This is a genomic window from Chitinophaga sp. NPDC101104, from assembly GCF_050277495.1.
Lineage (GTDB): Bacteria > Bacteroidota > Bacteroidia > Chitinophagales > Chitinophagaceae > Chitinophaga.
Map to the genome: position 1 here is coordinate 1,825,919 of NZ_JBNNSF010000001.1, position 25,258 is coordinate 1,851,176.

At 53.3% G+C, this 25,258-nt stretch carries 18 protein-coding genes and 1 other RNA gene; 14 read left to right on the forward strand and 5 right to left on the reverse strand.

Annotated elements, in window-relative coordinates; genetic code table 11:
- Window positions 1–191: 191 nt before the first annotated feature.
- Both rpmA and rplU read right to left on the reverse strand, forming a co-directional pair.
- A complete protein-coding gene (gene rpmA / locus ACQKLP_RS07500; RefSeq protein ID WP_109697096.1) occupies window positions 192–470 on the reverse strand; it encodes a 50S ribosomal protein L27 in 279 nt (92 codons plus the stop codon).
- Window positions 471–507: 37 nt separating this feature from the next.
- On the reverse strand, window positions 508–837 hold the full coding sequence (gene rplU, locus ACQKLP_RS07505) for a 50S ribosomal protein L21 (RefSeq protein ID WP_240646677.1): 330 nt from the start codon (window positions 835–837) through the stop codon (window positions 508–510).
- A gap of 293 nt (window positions 838–1,130) precedes the next feature.
- On the opposite strand from rplU, the gene ACQKLP_RS07510 reads away from it, so the two are divergent.
- The 4 genes from ACQKLP_RS07510 (at window position 1,131) to ssrA (ending at window position 5,711) form a co-directional block, all read left to right on the forward strand.
- Window positions 1,131–2,630: a GH3 auxin-responsive promoter family protein gene (locus ACQKLP_RS07510; protein ID WP_427321548.1), complete on the forward strand. Its 1,500-nt coding sequence runs from the start codon at window positions 1,131–1,133 to the stop codon at window positions 2,628–2,630.
- 114 nt (window positions 2,631–2,744) lie between these two features.
- On the forward strand, window positions 2,745–3,908 hold the full coding sequence (locus tag ACQKLP_RS07515; RefSeq protein WP_341843428.1) for a 1-deoxy-D-xylulose-5-phosphate reductoisomerase: 1,164 nt from the start codon (window positions 2,745–2,747) through the stop codon (window positions 3,906–3,908).
- A 43-nt stretch (window positions 3,909–3,951) separates the two neighbouring features.
- Entirely contained in the window at window positions 3,952–5,301 is a 1,350-nt protein-coding gene (gene rseP, locus ACQKLP_RS07520) for an RIP metalloprotease RseP (protein ID WP_427321550.1), read from the forward strand.
- Between the two features lie 38 nt (window positions 5,302–5,339).
- Window positions 5,340–5,711: a transfer-messenger RNA gene (ssrA, locus tag ACQKLP_RS07525) on the forward strand.
- Window positions 5,712–5,978: 267 nt separating this feature from the next.
- Here ssrA and ACQKLP_RS07530 read toward each other — a convergent pair.
- Window positions 5,979–7,220: a thioredoxin family protein gene (locus tag ACQKLP_RS07530; protein WP_427321552.1), complete on the reverse strand. Its 1,242-nt coding sequence runs from the start codon at window positions 7,218–7,220 to the stop codon at window positions 5,979–5,981.
- A 117-nt stretch (window positions 7,221–7,337) separates the two neighbouring features.
- On the opposite strand from ACQKLP_RS07530, the gene ACQKLP_RS07535 reads away from it, so the two are divergent.
- The 9 genes from ACQKLP_RS07535 to ACQKLP_RS07575 all read left to right on the forward strand — a co-directional run bounded on the left by ACQKLP_RS07535 (window position 7,338) and on the right by ACQKLP_RS07575 (window position 22,381).
- A complete protein-coding gene (locus tag ACQKLP_RS07535) occupies window positions 7,338–9,410 on the forward strand; it encodes a carboxy terminal-processing peptidase (RefSeq protein WP_427321554.1) in 2,073 nt (690 codons plus the stop codon).
- A 74-nt stretch (window positions 9,411–9,484) separates the two neighbouring features.
- Window positions 9,485–10,030, forward strand: a complete 546-nt coding sequence (locus tag ACQKLP_RS07540) for an RNA polymerase sigma-70 factor (RefSeq protein WP_427321556.1) — start codon at window positions 9,485–9,487, stop codon at window positions 10,028–10,030.
- Window positions 10,031–10,061: 31 nt separating this feature from the next.
- Entirely contained in the window at window positions 10,062–11,285 is a 1,224-nt protein-coding gene (locus ACQKLP_RS07545; RefSeq protein ID WP_427321558.1) for a FecR family protein, read from the forward strand.
- 81 nt (window positions 11,286–11,366) lie between these two features.
- On the forward strand, window positions 11,367–14,951 hold the full coding sequence (locus ACQKLP_RS07550) for a SusC/RagA family TonB-linked outer membrane protein (RefSeq protein ID WP_427321560.1): 3,585 nt from the start codon (window positions 11,367–11,369) through the stop codon (window positions 14,949–14,951).
- Window positions 14,952–14,970: 19 nt separating this feature from the next.
- Window positions 14,971–16,437 (forward strand): RagB/SusD family nutrient uptake outer membrane protein, encoded by a 1,467-nt coding sequence (locus ACQKLP_RS07555; RefSeq protein ID WP_427321562.1) that lies wholly within the window; start codon window positions 14,971–14,973, stop codon window positions 16,435–16,437.
- Window positions 16,438–16,448: 11 nt separating this feature from the next.
- Window positions 16,449–17,300, forward strand: coding sequence for a hypothetical protein (locus ACQKLP_RS07560; protein ID WP_427321564.1), 852 nt, complete (start codon window positions 16,449–16,451; stop codon window positions 17,298–17,300).
- Between the two features lie 27 nt (window positions 17,301–17,327).
- Window positions 17,328–18,707, forward strand: a complete 1,380-nt coding sequence (locus ACQKLP_RS07565; RefSeq protein ID WP_427321566.1) for a TlpA family protein disulfide reductase — start codon at window positions 17,328–17,330, stop codon at window positions 18,705–18,707.
- Between the two features lie 2 nt (window positions 18,708–18,709).
- Window positions 18,710–21,259: a M1 family peptidase gene (locus tag ACQKLP_RS07570; RefSeq protein WP_427321568.1), complete on the forward strand. Its 2,550-nt coding sequence runs from the start codon at window positions 18,710–18,712 to the stop codon at window positions 21,257–21,259.
- 12 nt (window positions 21,260–21,271) lie between these two features.
- A complete protein-coding gene (locus ACQKLP_RS07575) occupies window positions 21,272–22,381 on the forward strand; it encodes a redoxin domain-containing protein (protein ID WP_427321570.1) in 1,110 nt (369 codons plus the stop codon).
- Window positions 22,382–22,505: 124 nt separating this feature from the next.
- Here ACQKLP_RS07575 and ACQKLP_RS07580 read toward each other — a convergent pair whose 3' ends face one another.
- Window positions 22,506–23,612, reverse strand: coding sequence for an epoxide hydrolase family protein (locus ACQKLP_RS07580; protein WP_427321572.1), 1,107 nt, complete (start codon window positions 23,610–23,612; stop codon window positions 22,506–22,508).
- Window positions 23,613–23,956: 344 nt separating this feature from the next.
- On the opposite strand from ACQKLP_RS07580, the gene ACQKLP_RS07585 reads away from it, so the two are divergent.
- Window positions 23,957–24,871 (forward strand): ketopantoate reductase family protein, encoded by a 915-nt coding sequence (locus tag ACQKLP_RS07585; protein WP_427321574.1) that lies wholly within the window; start codon window positions 23,957–23,959, stop codon window positions 24,869–24,871.
- A gap of 4 nt (window positions 24,872–24,875) precedes the next feature.
- Here the strand turns inward: ACQKLP_RS07585 and ACQKLP_RS07590 are convergent, their stop codons facing one another.
- Entirely contained in the window at window positions 24,876–25,217 is a 342-nt protein-coding gene (locus ACQKLP_RS07590) for a HopJ type III effector protein (protein WP_341843443.1), read from the reverse strand.
- Window positions 25,218–25,258 lie beyond the last annotated feature (41 nt).

Sequence of the window (25,258 nt, forward strand, 5' to 3'; positions counted from 1 at the left end):
CTTAGCAGCAGCTTTTTTGGGAGCGGCTTTCTTAGCAGCAGCTTTTTTAGGAGCGGCTTTTTTAGCAGCAGCTTTCTTCGGAGCAGCTTTTTTAGCAGCGGCTTTCTTAATTGTTGCCATTGTTTTTTGAATTTTGGGTTAGTAATTAAAATTGGGTATTAAAAAAACTTTATGGCAAACACTACGCTGAATTAGGCTTCCGCCTGCGCAGTGGTGTCAAATGATTTAACGGAAACGAAAGTGCGGTTTTCGCGACCTTTCCTGAATTCCACCACACCGTCGGTCAGCGCATAGATCGTGAAGTCCTTGCCGATACCTACGTTGGAACCAGCATGGTACACGGTGCCTCTCTGACGGATGATGATGTTACCGGCTACAGCTGCCTGACCGCCGAAGATTTTAACCCCGAGCCTTTTGCTTTGGGAATCCCGGCCGTTCTTTACACTACCTTCACCTTTTTTGTGTGCCATTGTATTATAACTTTAGAAACTTTTAGTCAATATGAATTTAAGCAATTTCGTTGATCTTGATCTTGGTGAAATGGGTACGGTGGCCCACTTTCTTCCGGAAGCCTTTTCTGCGCTTCATTTTGAAGGCGATCACTTTATCACCTTGCACATGGCCCAGAATTTCAGCCTTGATCACTGATTTTACATCAGTACCTACGGTAATCTTACCGTCGTTGTCAGTCAGCAGAACTTCTGCAAATTCTACTTTATCTCCGACGTTACCAGCCAGTTGGTGAACGAAGATCTCCTGATCTTTTTGCACCTTGAACTGCTGACCTGCGATTGTTACAACTGCGAACATAGTATTTCCAAAAATAATTTCCTGCAAAGGTATTACTTTGTTTTTTAATCAACAAAACAATTCCTGCAATTTTAATGCCCGTTCACCCGGCAAGGGTTTTTACAGGCTTGAAAAATAGTAGATTACATATCAAAGATACGCACTTTTTACAATTTTAGTTTTTTTTAACAATTGTATACATATCCCCCTTCCCCCGCACCCGCAGGCCACCTGCCGCTTTACACCCTGCAAGCCCCGCCAGTGGCCAGTTCTAAAAACGCTTAACTTGCGGACAATTTTTATACATTTGTTACTTACGTTGATCATTAAAATAACGGGGCATGAAGTTTAAATCACTGCTGGCCAAACCATTTGCTTCCATTATCGCCGGAAAGGTGAAGAAGGAAATGATGCGGGCGGCGGAAGACCAGGAGGCCATCCTCCAGGATTTGCTGAAGACGGGCAGGAAAACAGAGTTCGGGAAAGAGCACACATTCGAGCATATTCACAACTATCAGGAATATAAACAGGCCGTTCCCATCCGTGACTACGAGCAGTTCCGGCCCTGGATCGAGAAAATCAAGGAAGGGCGCCATAACATCCTCTGGAAAGGCCTGCCCATGTACTTCGCCAAAACGTCGGGCACCACCAGCGGCGTCAAATACATCCCGATCTCCAAAGAATCGATCGATCATCACTTCAATACGTCCCGCAACGCCGTTTTCTGCAATGTCGTGGAAACGGGCGACGCATCGGCTTTCGACGGCAAGCTCATCTTCCTTTCCGGCTCTCCCGAACTGGAAAGGATCGCGGGCATCCCCACCGGCCGGCTCAGCGGCATCGCCAACCACCAGATCCCCCGGTACCTCCGCACCAACCAGCTGCCCACCTACGAAACCAACTGTATCGAAGACTGGGAAACCAAGCTGGGCAAGATCGTGGACGAGACCATCAACCAGGATATGCGCCTCATTTCCGGCATTCCGCCGTGGATGCAGATGTATTTCGACGAACTGATCGCCCGGAGCGGCAAGCCTGTCGGCGAACTGTTCCCCAACTTCAACCTCCTCGTGCACGGCGGCGTCAATTTCGAGCCGTACCGCGCCAAACTGATGGATTCCATCGGCCGGAAAGTGACCACCATCGAGACTTTCCCTGCGTCGGAGGGCTTTTTCGCCTACCAGGACACCCAGCAGCAGGAGGGCCTTCTCCTCAACACCAACGCCGGCATCTTCTTCGAATTCGTGCCTGCGGCGGAGATCTTCTCGCCCAACCCCACCCGTATTTCCCTCAAAGACGTGGAAACAGGGGTGAATTACGCCATGATCGTGAGCACCAATGCCGGATTGTGGGCATATAATATAGGAGACACCGTGAAGTTCGTGTCCCGCAACCCTTACCGTATCGTCGTAACCGGCCGTACCAAGCACTTCATTTCCGCCTTCGGCGAGCACGTCATCGGCGAAGAAGTGGAGCACAGCCTCATGGGCGTGGCCAGCCGCCACGGCGTCCGCATCACCGAATTCACCGTTGCGCCCAAAATCCAGGTGAACGGCGAACTGCCGTACCATGAGTGGTTCGTGGAGTTCGAAGACGTGCCCGGCAACCTCGACGGCTTTGCGCAGGAGGTAGACGCGGCGATGCAGGAACAGAACATTTATTATAACGACCTGTTGACCGGCAATATCCTGCAAACCCTGAAAATCAGGCCGGTACGCAAGAACGGGTTTATCGACTATATGAAATCCATCGGAAAACTGGGCGGGCAGAACAAGGTGCCCCGCCTCAGCAACGACCGTACCATCGCGGACGAGCTGGGCAAATACCTGGAAGGCCGCTGAAAACCGGCATTTCCCGGGTGAATATTCCCCGCCCAACAGGCGGGGCGGCCCTTTTCGCACGCCGCAATTGAAAAAACCTTTAAATTTAAACGCAAGGAGAGATTCAATCTGATCATGAGTAAAAAACGTATAGGCATTTTCGGGTCTACCGGCTCTATCGGCCGCCAGGCACTGGAAGTGATCGAAGCCCACCCCGCCCTGTTCGAAGTGGAAGTGCTGACCGCACAATCGAACGACGCGCTGCTGATCGAGCAGGCGCTGAAACACCGGCCCAATGCCGTCGTGATCGGCGATGAAACCAAGTACGCCGCAGTGAAGGACGTTTTATTCGACCAGGGGATCAAAGTGTTTGCCGGCCCTTCCGCCATGGTGGAAGTGGCCGCGTGGGATTCCATCGACCTGTTTTTGTCTGCCATCGTTGGTTTCGCCGGGCTTGCGCCGACGCTGAGCGCCCTGGAACAGGGCACGCCCGTGGCCCTCGCCAACAAGGAAACCCTCGTGGTGGCGGGAGACATCGTCATGGCAACCGCCCGCAAGAAGAACGTGCCCCTCATCCCGGTGGATTCCGAGCATTCCGCCATTTTCCAATGCCTGCAGGGCGAACCGCTTTCCAAAGTGGAAAAGGTGATCCTGACGGCTTCCGGCGGACCGTTCCTCGGCAAAAAGACGAATTTCCTCATCAACGTTAAAAAAGACCACGCCCTGCAGCATCCCAACTGGAGCATGGGCGCCAAGATCAGCATCGATTCGGCCACCCTCATGAACAAGGGATTGGAAATGATCGAGGCCAAGTGGCTGTTCGGTTTGCATGCAGACCAGATCGAGGTGATCATCCATCCGCAGTCCATCATCCATTCCATGGTGCAATTCGCCGACGGTTCCATCAAAGCACAGATGGGCCTGCCCGATATGAAACTGCCCATCCAGTATGCCATGGGGTATCCGGACAGGTTGGTCAACGAATTCCCGCGGTTTTCCTTCAAGAATTATCCTTCCCTGACCTTCGAACAGCCCGACGTGAAAACGTTCCGCAACCTGGCGATCGCCATGGAGGCGCTGCGCAAGGGCGGCAATGCTGCCTGCGTCATGAACGCGGCCAACGAAGAAGTGGTGAACGCTTTCCTGAAAAACAGGATCGGGTTCCTGCAGATGACAGAGGTGATCGAGGAAACGATGGCGAAAGTGCCATTCGTCGAAAAGCCGACTTTACAGCAATATTACCAGGCCGACACAGCTGCCCGCGATCATGCCGCAGAATTGATACATAGCCTGACCTAATTACTTACATTCGCAAAAAATACCTGGTTTTTCAAGCAAATACATGGAAACAACCGCAATATTAGTCAAGGCAGGCCAGTTGCTCCTTTCTTTATCGATCCTCGTGGTCCTGCATGAACTTGGGCACTTTATCCCGGCCAAACTGTTTAAAACGAAAGTGGAGAAGTTCTACCTCTTCTTCGATCCCTGGTTTTCCCTTTTCAAATTCAAGAAAGGCGACACCGAATATGGCGTTGGCTGGCTGCCGTTGGGCGGCTATGTGAAGATCGCGGGGATGATCGACGAAAGCATGGACAAGGAACAGATGAACCGGCCGCCGGAGCCCTGGGAGTTCCGTTCCAAGCCGGCCTGGCAGCGCCTGATCATCATGATCGGCGGTGTGACGGTGAACCTGGTCCTGGGTTTTCTCATTTATACGATGATCCTCTGGCATTGGGGCGAGAAATTGCTGCCGGTGCAGAACGTGAAATATGGTATTTATACCGATTCAGTAGGTTATAGCATCGGTTTGAAGGACGGTGACAAAATCGTTTCCGTCGACGGTAACGAACCGGAAGATTTCCGGGACATTACGAAAGGTGTGATCCTCGACGAAGCTAAGACCATCCAGGTGATCCGCGACGGGCAGCAGCTGGATGTGCATATTAAAGATGGATTTGTGGGAGGGACGATCCGGAAGAAGGGCGCCATCGCGGCAGTCAGGTTACCGGCGGTGATCGATACCGTTATCGCGAAAGTGAAAAAGGAGGAGACGCCCGCGTTCAAGGCCGGTTTGCTGGCAGGGGATACCGTGCTGGCGATCAATGGCCAGCCCGTGCATTATTTCCATGAAATCTCGAAACTGGTGGTGAAGGATTCCGGCAAAACGGTGACCGTTATGGTGAAGCGTGGCGCGGATACCATTACCAAAAGTGCTAAAATCCCTGCGGCGGGATACCTGGGCGTGAATGTTTTTCCTGACCGGCATCTTGATTTCGTGACGAAGCGCTATTCTTTCGGAGAAGCGATCCCGGCAGGTTTTACGACGGCCATCGAAACGCTGGTAGACTATGTGAAGCAATTACGGTTGATTTTCGTTTCGAAGGAAGTGAAGGCCAGCGAATCGCTCGGTGGTTTTATGGCGATCGGGAACCTGTTCCCCTCGGAATGGGACTGGCAGAGCTTCTGGACGCTGACGGCGCTGTTGAGCATCATCCTGGCGTTCATGAACATTCTCCCGATACCTGCGCTGGACGGGGGCCATGTGCTGTTTCTCATCTATGAGATCATTACCGGCCGCAAGCCGAGTGAGAAGTTCATGGAGTATGCGCAGATCGTGGGGATGGTATTGTTGTTCGGGTTACTGTTGTATGCGAACGGTTTGGATATCTGGCGAGCGATCACCGGAAAATAAATCAGGAATTATTCGTATCTTTGCAGAGCAAAAATACCGGGGCTGACCGGTTTTGACAGCATAGGTCTTTGAAAGTGTAAGCATGTCGTGCGTTGGATAATTAGCACGTAAATCTGAATACCCAAACTTTAATTGGCGAATCTAACTACGCCATGGCTGCCTAATCAGATTAGGTACCCATTATAGCCGCCGGAATTGTGTCCTACTGCGACTCCCGCCGCTGAATCAAAACCACAGATGGATAAGTGCACATGGTTTCTGTGAGTGTGCAACGAAAAACTTAACGGATAAGGGCAAGGTTGGTTTGTTCCGTTCCTGCCAGGCCTCGAAAAAGCAATAAGGAAATAAGCATGTAGAAAGCTTTCCGGGAATATGTTTGGACGCGGGTTCGACTCCCGCCAGCTCCACGAAAAATTTTTGAATTTTTGATAGGTAAGTCATCCGGCTTACCTATTTTTTTTTGCCCTGATGTTGCGCTTTGATTGGAATACTGCTGGCAAAAATGTGTCGTATCCGGAAGGACGGGATGTGCATTGCTGCTTCGAATGAATGCTGTCTTAATACTGATTTGTCCAATATTCGGAAATCCGATGTTATACAGATGTAGTTAATAGAAACGGACGCTGTGGGGATCCTATTCACAGCGTCCGTTTTATTTAAAAGGCAATTCGCTTTCGCTATTCCATGATAAACGAAAAATCCTTCAAGCTTCCCCCTTTTACCATTTCATCCCGCACTGCGCGGAACATCCGTTCCGGGAATGCTTCCGATCTTGCGATGGCGAGATCCACCTGCTGGAGGGCTTCCGGTTTGCGATTGAGCTCATAGAGCACCAGGGCGCGGGCGTAAGGGTACATGTAGCTGGACGTATCCTTTTGGGTAGGTCCGAGCCAGGCCAGCACCTGTTCGAGCCTCAATGCATCCGTATACATGGAAGTTGCGGCGAAACTTATGCTGGAAAGGTCTTCGAACGAGATTTCCTTTCCGTACCGGGACAGATAGGATTTTGCAGCGGGGAAAAAGTTTGTGGAATCCAACCGGTCTCTCGCTTCCGTCAGTTTCGCATATTGAAGGATCTGTTCTGCTTTTTCAGGATAATTTTCTTTCAGCCATTGGGCTTTTTCCGCGGAGAACTGGATGGTTTTCAGAATAATACCGAACGCAAGTTGTTGTGCAACGCCTTGCCCTAATACGGCATTGATTTTCGAGGGCGCTTCCATCAAAAGTTTGAACCCGGGATCTGTGGTTTTTTGGGTGAATTGCTGCAATAATGTTAGGTACTCCGGAGAAAAGGTATCCTTTACGGTACGCAGGTAAATGTCTGCAGCCGTGTCTGCCGCGGGGTCCCCGACGGTTTTGCCGGAAAGCGCGAACGCCCGGAGCGGTTCGGGGGAACGTTCGCCGGAGGTAAACCTGTTTTTGAGTGCGTAGTAACCGGATTCGCGTGTCCGGCCCTGGCGGGCGGATTGCAGGAAGTCGTCGCTTCCGGATGCGCCTACGATCCGGTTGACCGGTGTACCGTTCGCTTCGAGGTATACCATGGTAGGAAAACTTTTGACTTTATACCGGGCCGCGAGCATACGTGCCGATTCCCGCCAGCGCTGTACGGATGCATTGTCGGCCGCGGTGCTGTCTACCTGGATTTTCACACTGATATAATTCTCATTCATGTACGCGCCGACTTTTTCCATCGTAAAAATGTATCGGGTCATGTGTTTGCAGGGGCCGCACCAGGTGGTATAAAAATCGATGAAAATGCCTTTGTGCTCACGTTTGGCGAGGGCCTGCACTTCTTCATAAGTAAGCTCGTTCCGGAAATTGATCCCCTGCGCATGCGTGCTGCCGGCCATCAGCAGCGCGATCGCCATTTGCAGGACAATCCATTCCAATCTCAGCGGCCTGTTGAATAATCGTTTCAATGGTGTCGATATTTTAATGTTATGTTCGGTTGACAGCTACAACTTTACGCAGACTATCCGAAAGAAAAAACAGAATTTCCATTCACCCGAAACCAACTTTCGATTGCCTGTTAGGATATGCGACAAATCTTCTTCCGCCAATTGAAGGCATTTCATCATACGGTGCCCGTTCTGGCCGCCGGGTTACTTTGCGCGTCGTTCGCAACGGCCCCTGACAAGGAAACCCATCGGGTCAATACGCTCCGCCAGGTGATGAAACGTATCACGACCGAGCATTTTCAACCGAAAGCGCTGGATGATAATTTCTCCAGTTCCATCTGGACGAAGTACCTCCAGAACCAGGACCCCAACAAGCTGCTGTTCCGCCAGCAGGATATAGCACTGCTGAGGAGTTGGGAAAAGCAGATCGACGATGAGCTGAAGGCGCCGTCGCTGGGCTTTTTCCGCCAGGCAGACAGTCTGCTGGTCATACGCATAAAGGAGATGATGCCCTTATATCGGGGGCTGCTGGCCAAACCGATGGATTTTTCGCGGAAAGACAGTATCGCGGCTACCATCGAGCATTGGCCGGGAGGGGAGAAGGCGTGTAAGCTGGCCTGGGAGCGTTACCTTAAGTTGCAGGTTTTACAGAAGATGAGGGAGATCCAGGCGGAAAAGCCTGCGTTAAGCATGGCTGCCGCCGAAAAGGAAGCACGGGCGAAAGTGCTGTTCCGGCAGGATGTTTTTTACAACAATTATGTCGGGGAATCGGGGACAGACCTGCGGTTTTCGTCCTTTATGAATACGGTGGTGATGGAAATCGATCCGCATACGAACTTTTACGCGCCGGCAGACGAGAGGGAGCGCGACGCGCGCATGTCTCACCGGTACTTCGGGGTCGGGCTGGAGCTTTCGGCCGATGAAGGGGATATCCGGGTGAAGCGGGTACTTCCGGGCGGATCGGCCGAGCGCAGCGGGTTGTTGCAGGCGAACGATCATATCCTGAGCCTGGCCGATGCAGGCGGGAAGATGAAGCCGTTGGCGGGGCTATCGGTGTCGCAGGTGTCGCAGATGGTGCGCGGGGATTCGGGGTCGGTGCTGCGGATGCTGGTGAGCCGCGCGGGCAGGGAGTCGGAGATCAGTCTCACAAGGGGCGTGATCCTGGATAATTCCAATGCCGCGAAGAGTGCCGTCATAGAAAGGAATGGGAAAAATTACGGATATATTAAGCTCCCGGATTTTTATAAGGACCTGAGCCGGCCGGACGGCGCGCAATGCGCGATGGACGTGGCAAAGGCGGTGCTGGCCCTGAAAAAGGAAAACGTTGCCGGCATCATTATCGATTTGCGCGGCAATGGTGGCGGTTCGCTGGAGGAAGTGCAGAAAATGGCCGGGATATTTTTACCCGCCGGTCCGGTGTCGCAGGGGCGGTTTAAGGACAAGACCACCCGGTTCGACATGATGCAGTGGAAGGATGTGTCGTACGACGGGCCTTTGACGGTGATGGTGGACGAAAGCAGTGCGTCGGCTTCCGAAATGTTTGCCGGGGCGATGCAGGATTATGGCCGTGCGGTAATTGTGGGCAGTCCTTCTTCTTATGGAAAGGGAACGATGCAGGAAACCCGGGCGATGGGGAAGATGGGCAACAAGCAGCTGGGAACGCCCAATATCAGTTATGGCTCGCTGGCCATTACGCTGGGGCGGTTTTACCGGATAACGGGGGCGTCTACGCAACTGAACGGGGTAACGCCGGACGTGGTGTTCCCGGGCAAAGGGGAGTGGAACGGGTTCCGGGAGCGGAATTACCCGACGGCATGGGAGCCGGATACGATGGCTGCGGCTTATTTTGAGCGATGGGAGCATGCCGGTACGCTGACGGCGCCAATTGCGGCGGCGAAGGCCCGGGTGGCACAGGATACGGGATTTGCGGCGATCGGGGAGGCCCTGAGGTGGCTCAAGGCGCATGAAAAGGACGTTCGTTCGCTATCCTTTAAGGAATTTCAACGTGCGGCGGCTGAAAAAGCGGCCGTCGAGCAGCGGCTGGAAGCTGCGGCCCGCATGACAGGGGGCGCTGTGATGGGGGCACGGGTATTGGTGTCCGCAGCGCCAGGGTCTCCGGAGGCGGACCGCCAGCAGGAATGGCTCAAAACCTTGCGTACCGATCGGTATATCGCCCATTCGGCTGACCTTGTGGGGGATATGGCGCATTGATCAAATGCAAAATCTGCGAAATCAAATAATTAACTATTTTGTGAGGGTAATCATGATGTGTGCTATAAAGGGGTATGAGTCAACCAAATTCACGAGATCAGATTTCGTTCGAGGATCTTTTCCGTCAACATTATTCGGCGCTTTGCCGGATCGCATTTTATGTGGTGGAGGATGAGGAGGCGGCCAGGGACATCGTTCAGGATTTTTTCCTGTATTGCTGGAATAAGAAGGACGAGCTGGTCATCAACGTCGGATTTCCGGGTTATGCTGCGCGGTCAGTAAAAAATGCTTCGTTGAATTATATCAAACGGGCAGGCCGGATCAGTTTTGAGATGACTGACGAATTAGCCGAAACGGTGGCAGACGCTGCCGATGAATCATCCGAGGCCGAAGAAATAAGGAATGCCGCCCTATGGGCGGCCATTTCGCGTTTACCCCAACAGCGCCGCACGGTGTTCCTACTCAGCAACCGCGATGGATTAAAGTACGCAGACATTGCGGTCCAGCTGGATATCTCCATTAATACCGTCAAGACCCATATTAAGCTGGCGTACCAGTTTTTACGGAAGGAGTGCGGTTGGTTGGTCCGCATTATCAGTATCCTGTTTTTTTTAAAATAAAAATATTCCCGGCATTCACCCTTTTTCAAACTTGTGTTGCCATTTATATAGTCAAAGAATGGAAAATCCGGATCACAATATTGAATGGGATCGGTTGCTCCCGAAACTGGAGGATCTCGAACAAAATACTTCCGCTGGCAACAGCGATGAGGACGAACACTTGCGTCTTGCACATGAAATTCGCCGCCGTACAAAGGCCGGTGATCCGGAAGCGCAATTTCCGGCTGATGAGGGCTGGGCGCGTTTTCAGCGGGCCGTTGAAATGGAAGGAATGAAGCCGGAATATGAAACGGCGTATTTGCAACGTACGGCTGATTCGGAAGAAGGAAAACGGAGGAGCGGAAGATTACGCCGGCTTTGGTGGGCAGCCGCTGCGGCAGCTGTAGTGATTGGAGTTGTTGTTGGCGTTCGTACGCTCCGGAACGATGCGGGCAACGCCGGTGGAGAATCTCCGGAAGCGATGGCGCAGGTGTCCTTGCAGATTACGATCAAATCTTCCAACGGCAAGACCGTTGTGCTGGGAGATAGTGCCATCCAATTGCAGTTGAATAACGGTGCCACCGTCAATTCCGCTGGGGACGATATCGTATATGAAGATGCCGGATCGGGTACTGTAACGGTGGATACTTTGCTGATCCCCCGGGGCAAACATGCCCGCATCATGCTGGCAGATGGCTCGGCCGTTTGGATGAATGCGGCGTCGAAACTTATCTATCCTTCGGCGTTTTCCGGCAACAGCCGCCGCGTGCAGGTAGAAGGGGAGGCGTATTTCGAAGTTAAGGCCGACGGGCGGAAGCCGTTTATCGTGCAGGCGGGAGGTATGGACGTGGAGGTGCTTGGAACGGCATTCAACATCAATACTTATACAGGCATTGCCTATACCACGCTTGCCAGTGGTAAAGTAAAAACCAGCGCAGCCGGCAAATCGATGGTACTGTCTCCCGGAGAACAGGTGGCTTTCGATCCCGCATCCGGTAGTATGGACCGTACGCAGGCGGATGTTCGCGGGGTTACGGCCTGGAAAGACGGCCAGCTTTATTTCGACGACGCGAGCCTGGAACAAATTGCAGGAACATTAGACAGGGAATACGACTATACATTCCGATTTGAAGACGAATCCCTGCGGCAGCGCAGCTTTACGCTGGACATGTCGCGCCCGGAAGACTTGAAAACGGTACTCGAACAACTCAAAAAAACAACTGGGGACATCCGGTTCCGGATACAAGGCCGGACGGTAATTTTTTACAAGGACTAGCAGGGGGACTATCGCTGCAGGCTTGAATACATAGATACGAATTCGCCTTGGACGAGGCGGCATGTAAATCTTTTTATCAACATGAGATCAAAATCTGGATTGCTTATCAGAGGATGGGCCTGGCAGTGCTATGCCCGCACATTCCTCCTGGTGTTTTTGCTGGCGCTTTCCGGCGGTTTGGCCGCGCAAACCCGCTCCATTATGGACATTCGGGTGAACTATAAAGCGGACAAAACATCCCTGGCCAAGGTGCTTAAAGACATTCGCGCGCTTACCAATGTGCGCTTTACCTACAACTCCGACCTTATCCGCAACCAACCACCGGTTAATGTGGATGCGAAAGGTCAGCGGCTCCAGGATGTGCTGCAACACATCCTGGCAGGTACCAAACTGCAGTTTGCAGAAGACATGGGCGGGATCATCATTTATCCCGAAGTGGAAGCCAATCAAAAAACAGGCAGGAAAAGTTTCCTGTTGAGCGGGCAGGTCGTTTCCGAAAACGGGCCCACCCTGGAAGGGATTTCCATCCGGGCCATGGAATCGAACATCGGAACCGTAACGGGCGACGACGGGATATTTTCCCTCATGGTGTACGAAAATGAGCCGCTCCGGTTTTCCGGCGTAGGCATCCGTGCCGTTACCATGCGCGCTAATCCGGCAACAGAAGGCCTCATGAAGGTGACCTTGAAGCCCTCGCCCGAGGAAATCAAGGAAGTGGTGGTAAACGGCTACCAACGCATCGAAGCACGGATGGCCACGGCATCTACGTTCAAACTCAATGCGGCAGACATTCTCCAGCCCGGGGAGCCCTCGATCGACAGAATGCTCCAGGGAAAGGTACCCGGCCTGATGATCCTCAATTCTTCCGGCGGCGTAAATGCGGCACCGAAGATCCGTATGCGCGGTACCTCCACCTTCATCGGGAACGCTTCGCCCATCTGGGTGATCGACGGGATGATCCGCCCAGAGCCCGTTCCCCTCGCCACCGGGGAACTGAACAACATCATCGGCGGCGATTTTAACCTGCTCGGTAACGCCGTTCGCGGACTGAACCCTTACGATATCGAAAGCATCACTTTCCTCCGCGACGCGGCGGCTACCGCCATTTACGGCACCCAGGCCGCCAACGGCGTGATCGTGATCCAGACCAAAAGAGGTAAAGCGGGGCCCCTGCAGATCAGCTATAACACCGATATGTCTTTCTCCGCCCGGCCTTCCTACCGCAGGATGAATCTTATGAACTCCGAAGAAAGAATGAATTTTTCCAAAGAGATCATCGACGACGGCCTGGTGAAGGAACGCTTTACCGCAGGTTTCGAACCGGAATCTTCTTATGAAAAATTACTGGCGAGGCTATACGCGCGCGAATTGACGGAAGATCAGTTCAAGGCTGCCGTACAGGCCAGCAGTTCCCGGAATACCGACTGGTTCAGGGAACTTTTCCGCAACGCGTTCAGCATGAATCATTCGCTGAGCCTGGGCGGAGGTAACGATAATACCACCTGGTACGCCTCGCTGGGTTATGGGCGGAACAACGGCGCGGGCAAGAAAGACGGGAACGAAAGATACAATGCCGACATCCGGCTGAACGCTAAACTGAGCAAGCGATTGAAGCTGGACCTTCACCTGATGGCGGGTTACAGCCAGATGGAAGGATATTATACCGCAGTGAACCCCATGACCTACGCGATCCAGGCCAGCCGGTTTTTGGATCCGCATGAAAGATATGCCTGGTCGCTTCCTGATGTGCCCAGCGGTAACTATATCCCGAAACCGATCAACTACAACATCCATGACGAAATTGCCAATACGCTCAATACCAATGCGTCCCGCAATGCGTCGGCCAATCTGCAATTATCTTATAACATCGGAGGCGGTTTACGTTTCGAACATATGTCCAGCGCTATTTCCGACGCCACAGACGCGTTTCGTGCGGCGTTCGAGGCCAGCAGCCATGCGGGAAAAATCAGGGGCTGGAACCTGGGCGAAGTCGTTCCTGTTGAAGTCATGAACCGGTCGGAGTTGAATCGCGGCGGGATCGCGAATTTCAGTAACATGAACAGCCTCACCATCAATACCCGGAACTCGCTCCAGTTTTCAAAGTACCTTTTCAAGCAGCGCGACCAGTTCGACTTTACCGTGGGTACGGAAATCAGTTCGCGCCAACTGAAAGGGCATCTTTCGCAGGAGCCGGGATATTACCATGATCGCGGAAAAACGTTTTATGCCAACGATTTTTCCAGGAGAAGGCAGAGCCGGAACCAGCTGATGGACCAGCTCGACAACAGGCTCGGGTTATATGCCAATGCTGCGTATAACTACGACAACCGGTACACCGTTGGCGTTACGGTACGTTCCGACGGTTCCAACCGTTTCGGGCAGTATTCCAACTCCAAATTCCTTCCCAACTTCGGCTCTTCTTTCCGCTGGAATGTTACCGGCGAAAAATGGATGAAGACCAGCCGGTTCTTCAACAATCTTGGTCTCCGCGCTTCGTATGGTACCCAGGGCAACGTGGTAACACAGGTTGGGCCCAGCCTCATCGCCAACTTCATTCCGGGAACGGAGGAAGAACGTAACCTGCTGGGCAGGCCCCCCGTTGTTATCAAAACGCTTCCGTACCCGAATCTGCGTTGGGAAAAGACCTATCAATGGAACCTCGGGCTCGATGTGGCGTTGCTCCAGAACCGTGTGAACCTGGCGGTGGACCTCTACGGCAAGAAAAGCGTAGACCTGCTGTCGGCCCGCGCAGTGCCTGCCGAAAACGGGGTGGGGGAAACGTATGTGAACCTCGGGAATATGACCAACGGGGGACTTGAAATTACCCTGAACGTGGTGGCGGTGCAAAAGAAAGACATGACCGTTTCGTTCACGTTCATGAACAGTATCAACCGGAATAAAGTCGGTGAGCAGGGATACCGCAACAATCCTATGGATTACCTCAGCGGAAGCGCCATTATGCCCGGCCGTCCGATCAGCGGATTTTATTCCTTCTCATATAATGGTCTCGACGGAAAAACGGGCCTTCCCGTCTTCAACTTCATGAATCCCGGTAAAATACTGGACGAGCCCTACGAGTACATGGTGTACAGCGGGCAACTGGAGCCGTCAGTTTTCGGGAACGTGGCACCGAGCTTCCGCTATAAGAATTTTTCGATGAATATGGGCTTGTACTACAGCTTGGGCGCTTCCAAAAGGTTGAACCAGATGTTCCGCCGGCTGGATGCTGGGTATGGGATCCCGTCACCCTCTTCCAACGCCAGCCGCGACCTGATCGATCGCTGGCGTAAACCCGGCGACGAGCAATTTACCGACGTGCCGGTGATCAGGGATATTTTCCCGGCAGGTTATCAGCAGCTCCCCTCGGTGCGGGACTTTGCGGGTGCGGGCAATATGGCGCAATACCAAATGTATGACCTGTCGGATCTGCGCGTGGTAAATGCCAACTTCCTGCGATGCAAATACATCATGATGGCTTACGCAGTTCCCGCAACGGTATTCCGTAATACGCCTGTTAAGAACCTGCGGATGAGCCTGAACATTACCAATCCCTTCACCATCGCTTCCCGTCAACTGAAAGGGCAAGACCCCGAAATCGATGGGGTGGGAACTACCGCCCTGCCGATCTCCCGCCAGTTTGCATGGAGCATACAGGCTAATTTTTAACGGACAAATCTGAAAGCTGATGAAAAAATTATTCTTGATAGCGATACTGGCCGGGGCAACGGGCATTACGTCCTGCAAAAAATTTCTCGAAGAGCGTTCCCAGACAGATATCATACCTACAACTGTTGCTGATTACGGAGATATCCTTTGTACGAAAGGGTATCCCGACGGGAACAGCAAATTACAGCCGCAACTTTTTTTCCTGACCGATGATGTGGAATATTACCTGACGATCGGCTCCACCGACCATCAGGCGCACCAGAAATATTCGCCGATTTTTAAATGGCAGGCGGAGTATACCGAAGCGGTAAGGCTGGCAGGCGGCGAAACTACGGTGATCAATTCCTGGGAAACCTATTACAAGCTAATGTTGCCTGTAAACGTTGCCCTGCAGTACCTCGACGTAGCGAAAGGCGACAACGACGAGCGGGAATGGTTTAAAGGCCAGGCGTTCGGGTTGCGGGCGTACTATTACTACATGCTCGTGAACTTGTATGCGATGCCGTACAATACGGCTGGCACCACGCCGGACAAATTGCCCGGCGTTCCCCTGAAACTGGATGCCAATGTGGTGGAAAGCGATTTGACCCGCAACAGCGTGGCCGAAGTGTATGCACAGATCAAAAAAGATATCGACAGCTCTATCAGGCTGCTCGAGAAAGACAAAAGGGAGCGGGAGAAGACTTTCTTCAGTCATGTTGCGGTGCATCTGCTCGCCAGCAGGGTAGCGCTTCAAATGGAAGACTGGCAGGCCGCGGTGGACCATGCCAGCTACGTTTTGCAATACAATCCGGAACTGCAGGACCTCGCGGGCTGGTCCCAGGAGTATTCCCCGATCCGCAGCCAGAGCCCCGAAACCATCTGGGCCTACGGTTCCAACAAGGAAACGGAAGTGAACGGGTTCCCGCTCCTGGCGGATGTTTCGCACAACCTTTACGATTCTTACGAGCCCAATGATCTTCGTACGTTTTACTACATCTGGTGGACGCCTCCGGAACTGAAAGTCTGGTTCGCTCCGGATTATTCCAGCCAGAAACATTTCAACGATATGGACTATATGATCTGGAGAAGTTCCGAAGCCTATCTCAACAGGGCGGAAGGGTACATTCAGCTGTATCGTAAAACCGGTGATGCATCGTTCGCACAAAAAGCGCTCACAGATCTTAATACGCTTCGCGCCAAAAGGTTCAATCCCGGAGAAGCACCGGTGTGGGGCATGATGCCGGGTGACGAGCTGTTGACAAAGTACCGCGCAGAGCGCCGCCGTGAATTGTTCTTCGAGGAAGGCCACCGCTGGTTCGACCTCCGCCGCTATGGCATGCCGCGTATCGAGCACGTGTATCGCCCCAGTGAAGCCGTTACCGAGGTGTACGTGCTGGAGGAAAACGATCCGCAATACGTGCTCGCGATTCCGCGGGAAGTATTGGATCGCAACCATTCCCTCACGCAAAACAAACAGATTACCTACGTCCGCAAACCGCAATAAACTCTAGCAACATGGCACTTACTTTCAAACGATTCGCAGCGGCGGCAGGGATGGCAGGAGTCCTTTGCATCCTGGCTGCATGCGGCAGGGAAGCGAAACCAAACCCGCAATTGTTGCCCGACGCATTCCAGTTGCCGCAGGGGAACCATGCGTTCGATAACGAAATCGTCGCGTTTAAAAAACAATACGGTACTTATATCCTTTATAAATTCAACTATCGTGATTTCGCCTACAACAACACCGGCTACCTGTCGGATACCGCGGCGCTGGGAGATCCTGCGTATGTTGGGCAGTTGATACAGGTGTTCAAGGAAAGCCTGTCGGTCTTCCCGGAAAGCTTCATTAAAACGACCGTACCATTTAAGATCATCCTCTCCTCCGCCATAGGAGCACCTTTGCCCGGCGGCGCCATTAATGTGACGACCGGTTTCGCCGCCAGCCCGGAAATGCTGGGCATCGGGTGGACGAAAGCCGAACTGGAACAGCAGACGCCCGGGGAAAGGAAAACTTTCCTGGCCTCCCTGCGGCGCTATTACATGTATCGTGCGGCGCTGGGGAAAAGCGTGGTAATGCCGAATGAGTTCCTCGCCCTGTGGCCCGCCAGTATCTCTGGCATCACCGAGAACAATAAATACCAGTTCGGGATGCTGGAAGTGCAGGCGCCTAACCGGCCCGACCGCGCGCAGGATTTTTCCAGCTACACGCAGGCCATCATGAGCCATACAACGGCCGAACTGGAAGCGACCATTCTCAGTCCGCAGAAAGACACGAAAGGGATCGTACGCCGCAAATACAACATCGTACTGAATTATTTCCGCGAGAAACATAACCTGGACCTGGCTGCCATTGGCAACCGGCCGTAATCCGTTCACCTAATTAATGCAATTGGAATGAAGAAAACCTTTGGGCTCCTGATAGCCGCCGTATGTGGAACGCTGACGGCCGCAGCCGGCGGACCTGGCAAATTTCAACTGAACCTGCACTCGAAAACGAATGCCAATTACACTTTCATGTTTTCGTACATCGGAGCCAACGGGCATGTGTTCGAGCAGATAAATGGGAAGGAGGGGCAGGCGCCTGTGCCCGTTTTGCGGGATTTGAGCAAAGGCAGCCAGATAATGTTTATCCACAATAAAACCTTCCTCGTTAATACCAATGAACCGCTGGAAGTAGAAATGGATGTATCGCAGATGCGGAATATGAGACCGCATGCGCTGCACAACGACAGGAAGTTCCAGCTGCCGAACAGGATTGATTCGATTTTTAATACCTGCAGTGAAGCGAAGTCGAGGGCGGAAATGGATGGATTGCTTAAGGTGACGGATACATGGATCGCGAAGGAAAAGAAGGCGGCAGGATTATCGGTCGATGAATTGGAAACGGTGGCCGTATTTGAAGGCATCTGCCGGATGATGGCCAAACGTTCGATGGTGCGGGCGCACGAAGAAGTCGCCAAAACGGAAGGTTTTTCCGACTGGTATTTTGAGGGATTCGACCTCACCAGCCCTCATTTCGACAGGATCGGCAATGCGCATCTGATGAGCACCATCGTTTCTACCTGGTGGTTTGGCCGGCAGGCCGCAGAACCCGGACTGGAAGCGGAATTCATGATGGTAGACCTCATGCGCACCGCCAAAAGCACCGTGCTCCGCGATGAAGCCGCCAAACTCTGGATATATGGCGAAACGCGCTATAAACACTGGACGCCGACGATCAAGGAAATTTATCCCGTATTGAAAAACGGCGTAAGTACAGAAGCGGCCCGCAATTACATCGATTCGCTGTACAACCGATACGTAGTGCTCGACTATGGCCGGCCGGCGCCCAACTTTGCGGCGAAGAACGAAAAGTTCAAGACGGTCCACCTGTCTGATTACAAAGGGAAAATGGTTGTGATCGACGTGTGGGCGCACTGGTGCACGTATTGCATCGCCAAACTGCCGCGTTTCCGGGAGATCGCTGAAAAATACAAGGGGAAAGACGATATCGTTTTCCTCACCATCGCCTGGCATACGCCCGGATTCGAAAAACTCTGGATGGAACTGGCGGGGAAGGCCGGTATCACCGGGCCCAATAACCTGACCGTGATCACCCGCGACGACGATAAAGCGGCTAAAGCCCTCTTCGAAGACGGTTACCGTATCACACAGGCGCCCCGTTACATCGTTATCGACAAAAACGGCAATTTCCTCAATGCGGCGCTGAGCACTGCGCTCGACGAAAAAGTGGAACAGGAGATCGAAGATTACTACAATCAACAGGCGCAATAAAAGTGGTCAATCATACATGCAGGAACGTGCTGCTGATGCTGGCGCTTGGGCTTTCCATGCCGGCGCTGGCCCAACAGCGCCCGGAAAACGGATACGATCCCGTTGCGGCATTCGCACCGGTATCGCATTCGCCGGGCAGCGCGCAGCGCAGCCTCAATGGCACGCCGGGCCCGGGGTATTGGCAGAACAGGGCGGATAATAAGATCGTCCTTTCGCTGGATACCGCGTCGCGGAGAGTGCAGGGACAGGTAACCATCGTCTATTCCAATAACAGCCCGGATACTTTGTCGTATCTCTGGCTGGTGGCCGCACTCAACCGCTTCCGGAGCGATTCGCGCGAGAGCCTGCTCACACCGCCGGAAGGTAGCCGGTTCGGCGTGAAGGAATATACGGACGGATGTGTCATCGAACGGTTCCTGGCCGGCCAGCAGCCCGCCGATTACCGGGTTTCGGATAACTACATCCGGGTGGCGCTGGCGAAACCTTTGCTGCCCGGCAAACAAATGAAGCTGGAAATCGGCTATCATTATACCCTTCCGGAAAGCGGCGCCGATTATATGGGCGTGCTGAAAACCCCGCAGGGAGGCGTTTACCAATTAAGCTCCGTGTTCCCGCGGATGTGCGTGTACGACGATCTCCGCGGCTGGAATGTGCTTTCGACACAATACTACGTCGAGACCGGCAGTATGGACATGCGGTTTACCGCGCCGGCCAACATGATCGTCCAGGGCACTGGTACCCTCATGAACCCCGGGGAAGTCATGCGCCCGGAGCTGCTGCAACGCTACCGAACTGCGATCGCCGGAGATACTGCAATGCGCATCCGCACGGCAGGGGAGGCCACCACGCCAAAAGGCGCCGAAACCCTCACCTGGCATTTCTCGGAACCCCATGCCGGAGACGGTATCTGGGCCGCTTCCGCCGCCTTCAACTGGGATGCCCTCGGCACACAGCTGCCCGACGGGCGCCGGATACCCACCATGGCACTGTATCCGCCCGGCAGCCATCGGGAATGGGATACCATCGCCACGGCCATGTCCCGCATCCTCAAAACGTATTCTAACCAATGGACGCCCTATCCCTATACGTCCGCCGTCAATATCGGCGCTGCCATCACCGGTGTGGCCAGCCCCGGAGTGTCTGTCCTGCGCTACGACCAAAGCAGCATGGGCAGCACTATCTGGGGAAAAACCAATCATGAGATCGGCCACGCCTGGTTCAACCTCATGATCGCCGGCGACAGCCGCATCGGCTGGATGTGCGAAGGACAAAATACTTTCATCAACATCCTCAATGCGGAAGCACTGAACGGTCCCGGCCCTTTCGAATGGGAAACCGGTCTGCAAATCCTCACGATGAAGGGTGAAAAAGTCCCCATCCACACCACTTTCGGCAGCGTGCCGCCCAAAGACATGGGGCAGATCATGTACCTCAAACCTTCGATGGCTTTCATGCTCCTGCGCAATGAAGTGCTGGGCGCCGGGCGGTTCGACGATGCTTTCAGGCGGTACATCCGGTCGTGGTCGTTCCGACATCCCGCACCGCACGACTTTTTCCGCGCCATGGAAAATGCTGCCGGCGAAGACCTTTCGTGGTTCTGGCGTGCCTGGTTTTTCACCGATGCGCGGCTGGACCAGGGGATCCGGAAAGTGACGTACACAACAGGAAGTCCTGCGAACGGTATTTTCGTTACGCTCGTCAACAAACTGGCTATGCCCATGCCCGTCAACCTGCTGGTACGCGAGTTCAACGGCAAATCGCACCGCATCAAATTGCCGGCGCAGGTGTGGGAATGGAATGATCAGCACACGTTGAAAGTGAGCACGACTTCGCCCGTTACCGCCGTTCTCCTCGATCCGGAAAACCGCCTGCCTGATATGGACCGTTCGGATAATGTCTGGATCGGTGGAGGCACGAAACTGCGCATCGATAAATCCGTTACGGCGCAGCAGGTGATAGACCGTTACCTCGAAGCCATCGGAGGAAAGGCACAACTGGCGCAGCTGCGATCGGCCAAACTGGAATACCGGGCGGGCCCCGGCAATGCGTTCGTCATGACACAACGGTTAGGATCCGGTAACGCCAGTTCGTGGAGCACCATGCTGGAAACAGGCCATACGCCACTGGTCTTGAAATCGCTGCAAGTGGCGGACAGCCTTCAGTTTTCCAGTTTCAGCCAGCCGCAGGCCCTAACGCCTGCCGAAGCAGACCAGCTGCGATTCGCCGGAGCACTTTTCCCCGAGCTGCGGTTTTTCGAAACTGGCAACAAAGTAATGCTGTCCGATTCCTTGCGGTTGATACATGGCGTCGAAGCGTACCTCGTCACCGTGACCACCACAGCAGGCAACACCTGGGAATACTATTACGATGCCGCATCGGGCATGAAAGTGAGGGAAGTGTTCAAAGGACAAGGGACGCCGCTCCTGTACAATTCCAAAGTATTGTCGGCCTACGAAGCCCATGATGGCATCAAAATTCCCAACCTGGTAACGCTCAACGAAGACGGTACGAAAGACGAACAATACGAACTGAAAATATTCTCAAAATCATAAAAATCGCATCGCATGAAACGTATATTCACAGGTATGGCCTTGCTTTCCGGGATGGTTTGCTTTGCCCAGGACAAACTGGAAATCAATGCCGAAATCGACGGGTTGAAGGAAAACGACCGGGTAATTTTCTGGCGCCCGCTGGGGAACTTGGTTGATTCCACTTTCGTGAAAAACGGCAAATTCTCGAAAACGCTCGATATGAAGGAAGGGGGTTCTACCTACATCATCCAGATCGGCCGGGAGCAAAAGGAAGAACATGGAACTTTCCTCTATCTCGAAGGCGGAAAGCTGAATATCAAGGGAAAAGGCCCGTATTTCACCAACGCGGAGTACAGCGGAAGCCAGTTCGTAAGTGATTGGCAAAAGCTGGAAAAAGATTTTTTCAGCAACAACCTGGGCGAAGAGAAAATCGCAGAGCTGGAAGGCCAGATCATGGAAGCAACGCAGGTAGGTGATGCCGATGTACAGCAAGAGCTCAGTGCACAACTGGATAAAATCAAAAGCGAAAATAGCCGCCTCGCAAAATCCTGGCTGCTGAGCAACCCCAATGCCGGCGCAGGCTCGTACCTCATCAACGCCTATCTGAGCACCGAAGCTCCGGGGGAAATTATCAGCCTCATAGACAAACTGGGCCCCAACGTCCGCAACACCTTCACCGTAAAGCACATGCTCACCCAGATGACGGGCACCAGCGCCGTCACGTTCGAGAAAATCGGTAAACCCGCTCCCGGATTCCGGTTGAAAGACGACAAAGGCAATTCCCACAGCCTCGCCGACTTCAAAGGCAAATACGTGCTGATCGATTTCTGGGCCAGCTGGTGCAAACCCTGCCGCGAACAAAACCCGCTGCTCATCAAGCTCAACGAACAATACAAAAATAAAGGGCTGTCGATCGTTTCCATTTCCATCGACGAAGACAATGCCAAATGGCTGAAAGCCGTTGCGGAAGACAACCTCACCTGGCCGCAACTGATCGGCGAAAGCGGGCCCAACAGCCAGGTAGCGAAAGATTACAATGTGATCGCCATCCCCGCCACGATGCTGATCGACAAGCAGGGCAACCTGCTGAAAATCGGCTTGCGCGGTGCTGAACTGGAGGAATATCTCAAGAAATTGTTGTAACTGTTACGCCGGTTGTGTAGTAATAAAAGCGTCCCGCCGCCGGAACACCGGTTGGAGGGGCGCTTCTTCAAAAAGGAAAGTAGAAAAAGCAGGTCCAGCAACGGGCCTGCTTTTTTATATGGATTTATTTTCCGCCGGTGCTGTTGAAAAACGCTTTCAGCTCATTGGCCCACAGCTCCGGCACTTCCAGCGCGGCGAAGTGACCGCCTTTATCCATTTTGGTGAACCGTTTGAGGTTCACCCGCCTTTCCGCCCATTCCTTCGGCGTGGGCGCATCCCCCGGGAAAATCGCCACACCGGTGGGAACGTTCACTTTATTGTTGGAGGCGAGGCCCTGCGGATTGTCGACCGCATATGTGCGCATGGAGGAATTGATCGTTTGCGTCACCCAGTAAATCATGATGTTGGTGAGCAGATCGTCTTTCGAATAATGATCTTCGATGGAACCGTCCGGCGTGCGCCAGGTATTGAACTTCTCCGTGATCCAGGCGGCGAGGCCGGCAGGAGAATCGTTCAGCCCGTATGCCTGCGTTTGCGGTTTGGTGGCGTGTAACATGGCGTAAGCACCTTCCCGGAACCACCAGCCCTGGATGAATTGGCCGAATTGCTGCTCCGCCGGCGACATCTGGCTCCAGTCTTCCGACCCGTTCGGATACCCGACGTCAGACAGGTGGATGGCCGCAACATTATCCGGGTACAGGTTGGCGAGCGATTTGGCGATCCCCTGGCCCACGTCTCCACCCGCCACGAAGTAGGTTTTGTAACCCAGCACGTCGTTCATCAGCGTAGCGAAAATCTTCGCCGATCCGTCGTCCGTTTTGGCGACGTGCCCGGAAAAGCCGAACCCGGGAATGGAAGGGATGATGAGGTGGTAATCGTCGGTCAGCAGCGGGATTACTTTGTGGAAGCGGTAGAAGCAATCGGGCCACCCGTGTACGAGCAGGAGGGGCCTGGCGTTGGGGTTTTTACTTTTGATGTGCTGGAAATGGATCGTCATGCTGTCGATTTCCACGGTAAACTGGGGGATGGCATTGATGGCGGCTTCATGTTTACGCCAATCATACCCGTTTTGCCAGTATTTCACGAGATTTTGGAGGAAAACGGGGTCCGTTCCGTAATTCCAGCCGATGTTTTCAGGCGCATCGGGCCAGCGGGTCTGGTGGAGCCGTTGTTGGAGATCGTCCAGCACCGTTTGCGGGACATTTACTTTGAAGGGCTTTACAGTTAACATATTGTCAGGTTTTTTGGTTTGTGCATTTGCGCAGAGGGCAAAAACAGCAATAGTGAGGAAAAGAACGGTCTGTTTCATGGGTTTTTCGGTTTGATGAAACAAATTTCAGAACGGGTTATGACAGCAGTATGTCAGCAGTATAATTAGGTTTATAAATAAAAATACACTTTTTATGGAATCGTGTAAAACATTGATTGACGGTTAGTTTGAGGTGGAATTGATGTTGCAACGGCTATGTAGGGGAGGAGCAGGAAGCCAACAACTGATCTGCCGGAAAATGTTGCATCTGCCATCCTTCACGTTGAAATTATCGGCTGAAATTTGAAAAATCAAAACAATAGGCCATGCAAAACATTTTCATCATCGGGGCGGGCGCCATCGGGCGGGTACTGGCCGTGGCGCTGGGGATCCACCAACGGAACGTGGTGCTGTTGCGGGGAAGCACTACGGATCAGCAGCGGGAGACACAGCTTATCCGGGTGGCAACGCCGGAAGGGCAACTGGAATATCCCGTGACCGTCGACTCGCTGAACAACCATGCCGTGCTCGGCGGGACCGTGGTGCTGACGAACAAATCGTTCGGCAATGTGGCATTGGCCAGGGCATTGAAGGGTAAAACCGGCGATTCGCCGGTGGTGCTGCTGCAAAACGGGCTGGAAGTGGAAATGCCGTTTCTGCAGGAAGGGTTTCCGAACGTCTACCGGTGTGTTTTATTCGCTACGAGCCAGTTTGCGGACGATGGGGAGCTTCGTTTCAAACCGGTGGCACCGTCGCCGGTGGGTTTGATCCGGGGAGGTGAAGCTGGTCTGGATGATTTGGCAGCACTGCTCGATACGCCTGTTTTTCCTTTCCGCGCCGAGCGCAACATTCAGCCGGTCATCTGGAAGAAAGCCATCGCCAATTGCGTCTTCAATTCCATCTGCCCCTTGCTGGAAACGGATAACGGGCTTTTCCACCGCAATGAAAAAGCGATGGCGCTGGCCCGCAGTGTGATCGGGGAATGTGTAGGCATTGCCCGGGCAAAAGGTGTGGAAATCGGGGAAGAAGAAGTGGTGGAGAGCGTTATCACGATCAGCAAAATGTCTGACGGACAATTGATCTCCACCTTACAGGATATCCGGCATCACCGGCCCACCGAGATCGACACCCTGAACCTCACGATCGCGAAGATGGCGGAGGGTATGCAGAAGGCCGGTGAGGTAAGCGTCACGCGGTTGCTGGGCGAGCTTACCCGGTTGAAATCCGACATTCATCTTTAGCCGGTTATTTCGCGGTCAGCGCTTCCCCTTCAAATGCGATCCCGTCCCAGCCGTGCTGCATGAACTGCCGGATATTCTGGTGATCGGCGCCGTCGGGCGTGCTGAGCACGGCCTGGTAATGTTCCGCGAACAATTGCAGGGTATCTTCCTTCCCGAGCCCGTTTATTTTAGCGAAAGAAAATACTTTGGCGCTGCCCTGGTTCTGGGTGGCTTCGTTGAAAGCTTCACCGTTTTTGAACGCAGTGGGCTGGTGCAGGTAATGGGACTCGATGAACGCGATGACGTCTTTAAACGCAAGGGCATTGGATTTCAGCTGTTGGAGCAATGTATCGGTTTGCTGTTTCATGATAATCAGTTTAAATAAGTTGGACCGCAAAAATAGAAAAT